At 66.7% G+C, this 3,300-nt stretch carries 2 rRNA genes; both read right to left on the bottom strand.

From position 1 onward, the window contains the following. Nucleotides 1-96: 96 nt before the first annotated feature. Nucleotides 97-211 (bottom strand): 5S ribosomal RNA (rrf, locus tag IEX99_RS22105). 201 nt (nt 212-412) lie between these two features. Continuing rightward, nucleotides 413-3,170: ribosomal RNA gene (locus tag IEX99_RS22100) — 23S ribosomal RNA — on the bottom strand. Between the last annotated feature and the right edge of the window lie 130 nt (nt 3,171-3,300).

Here is a 3,300-nt window from a genome sequence, read left to right as displayed (position 1 = left end):
TATGAGCCTGACGAGCTACCGGGCTGCTCCACCCCGCGTTGGTGGTGGTCGGGCGGTGCGCCGTTGTTCTTCCGGATGGGCTGGTCCGGCCGGGCGGCCCGGCGGCGGCCTACTCTCCCACGCCTTGAGGCGCAGTACCATGGGCGCTGGGGCGTTTCACGGCCGAGTTCGGGATGGGATCGGGTGTGGCTTCCCCGCGGAGGCCACCGGGCCACCTGGCCGGACCGGCCCATCCGGAAGGACGAGGGCGATGTGACGGGCGAGGAGGAGGACGCCACGGCGGCGCGCCGGCCGGCCGTGTCGGCGGTGGCTGCGTGCCGCGCCTGCGCCCCGGCGGGCCGGGGCGCGACGCGCGGCGTGTGTGCCCTTCCGGGTCCTGGCCGCCGGCTCTGGCGGCGGCGACGGAACCGGTCCTGGGCGCTCGCTCGGGCGATTAGGACCGCTCGGCTGTGCGCGTTGCCGCGCCTGCACCTGCGGCCTATCGACGTGGTGGTCTGCCACGGCCCTGATGGGGAGGCGCGGTCTTGGGGGGGGCTTCGCGCTTAGATGCCTTCAGCGCTTATCCCGTCCGCACTTGGCTACCCGGCGGTGCCGCTGGCGCGACAACCGGTGCACCAGGGGTGCGTCCGTCCCGGTCCTCTCGTACTAGGGACGGCTCCCCTCACGCCTCCAACACCCACGGCAGATAGGGACCGAACTGTCTCACGACGTTCTAAACCCAGCTCACGTACCGCTTTAATCGGCGAACAGCCGAACCCTTGGGACCTGCTCCAGCCCCGGGATGCGATGAGCCGACATCGAGGTGCCAAACCTCCCCGTCGATGGGGACTCTTGGGGGAGATCAGCCTGTTATCCCTAGAGTACCTTTTATCCGTTGAGCGATGGCCCTTCCACGCGGGACCACCGGATCACTACGGCCGACTTTCGTCCCTGCTCGCGCCGTCGCGCTCGCAGTCAGGCGGGCTTGTGCCGTTGCACTCACTGGCCGATGTCCGACCGGCCTGAGCCCACCATCGCGCGCCTCCGTTACCGTTTGGGAGGCGACCGCCCCAGTCAAACTGCCCACCACGCGGGGTCCCGGCCCCGGCTCACGGGGCCCGGTTAGACGCCAAGAAGGCGCAGGGTGGTATTTCAAGGACGCCTCCACCGGAGCTGGCGCCCCGGCTTCGCAGGCTCCCACCTATCCTACACAGCGCCTTCCTGGCGCCACCGCGAAGCTGCAGTAAAGGTTCATAGGGTCTTTCCGTCTGACCGCGGGTACCCCGCATCTTCACGGGGAATTCAATTTCGCCGGGTCCATGCCGGAGACAGCGGGGAGGTCGTTACGCCATTCGTGCAGGTCGGAACTTACCCGACAAGGAATTTCGCTACCTTAGGACCGTTATAGTTACGGCCGCCGTTTACCGGGGCTTCGGTTCGGGGCTTGCACCCCTCCCCTTGACCTTCCGGCACCGGGCAGGCGTCAGGCCCTATACGTCGTCTCGCGACTTCGCAGAGCCCTGTGTTTTTACTAAACAGTCGCCACCCCCTGGTCTGTGCCACCCGCCCCCGGTTGCCCGGAGACGGGTCCCGCTTCTCCCGAAGTTACGCGGGCAATTTGCCTAGTTCCTTCGGCATGGTTCTCCCGAACGCCTCGGAATTCTCGTCCAGTCCACCTGTGTCGGTTTCGGGTACGGTCCATATGCCGGGGCTGTTTCCCGGACCGCTCCACCAGCCACCCCAATCCGATAAGGGATGACACGGCTTCGCGGCCGTCACCTCCGGCGGGCCCAGGAATATTAACCTGGTTCCCATCGGCTACGGCTCTCGCCCTCGCCTTAGGGGCCGGCTCACCCTGCGCGGATTGGCCTTGCGCAGGAACCCTTGGACTTCCGGCGGGAGCGGTTCTCGCGCTCCTTGTCGCTACTCATGTCCGCATTCGCACTTCCCCAGCCTCCACCGGCCCTCGCAGGTCCGGCTTCACAGGCAGGGGAACGCTCCGCTACCGCGCCTCCTCGCGGAGACGCCCACGGCTTCGGCGGGCGGCTTGAGCCCCGTTACATTTTCGCCGCAGGACAGCTGTTAGACCAGTGAGCTATTACGCTTTCTTCAAAGGATGGCTGCTTCTAAGCCAACCTCCTGGTTGTCTTGGCCGTCCCACATGCTTTCCCACTTAGCCGCCACTTGGGGGCCTTAGCCGGTGGTCTGGGCTGTTTCCCTCTCGACGATGGACCTTAGCACCCACCGTCTGTCTGCCGCCCTCCGCTCCCCGGCATTCGGAGTTCGGTTGGGTTTGGTAGGGCTTTGGGCCCCCCTAGCCCATCCGGTGCTCTACCTCCGGGGGCGAGCGGACGACGCTCTACCTCAATAGATTTCGCGGAGAACCAGCTATTTCCGGGTTTGATTGGCCTTTCACCCCTAGCCACAGCTCATCCCCGACTTTTTCAACAGGCGTGGGTTCGGCCCTCCAGCGGGTGTTACCCCGCCTTCAGCCTGGCCATGGCTAGATCACCCGGTTTCGGGTCTCACGCCGGCGACTGGGACGCCCTGTTCGGACTCGCTTTCGCTGCGCCTGCACCTCTCGGCTTAGGCTCGCCGCCGACGCGAACTCGCGGACCCATTATACAAAAGGTACGCCGTCACCCCGCCCCGCTCGCGCGGAACTGAGGCTCCGACTGCTCGTAGGCGTCCGGTTTCAGGTCTCTTTCACTCCCCTCGTCGGGGTGCTTTTCACCTTTCCCTCACGGTACTGGTGCACTATCGGTCGCCAGGGAGTATTTAGGCTTGGAGGGTGGTCCCCCCATCTTCAGGCAGGGTTTCACGTGCCCCGCCCTACTCAAGGACCACCAGGAGCCCTACGCCTACGGGGCTGTCACCCGCTCTGGCCGGCCTTTCCAGGCCGTTCGGCTTCTCTCCTGATGGCCACTGGCCTGCTCCCGTTTCGCTCGCCACTACTCCGGGAATCTCGGTTGATGTCTTCTCCTCCGGGTACTGAGATGTTTCAGTTCCCCGGGTTCGCCTCCCGACCCTATGGATTCAGGCCGGGATACCCCCGCAGGGGTGGGTTGCCCCATTCGGACATGCGCGGATCAACGCTCGCTCGCAGCTCCCCGCGCCTTATCGCAGCGTGCCACGTCCTTCATCGCCTCCTGGCGCCAAGGCATCCACCGGACGCCCTTCTCACGCGCCCAGGACCGGTTCCGCCGCCGCCGCCCCGCCGCCAGCCCGCCCCGCCCCCGCCGCCCGCCCCCCTCGGGGACGGCACGACGACGGCCACGGCGAGCACAGGCGCAGCACAGCCGGACGCCGCCGACGGACGCG

The organism is Caldovatus sediminis (assembly GCF_014644455.1).
In the GTDB taxonomy this organism is placed as follows: domain Bacteria; phylum Pseudomonadota; class Alphaproteobacteria; order Acetobacterales; family Acetobacteraceae; genus Caldovatus; species Caldovatus sediminis.
This window is presented reverse-complemented; position numbering and strand designations above follow the sequence as displayed.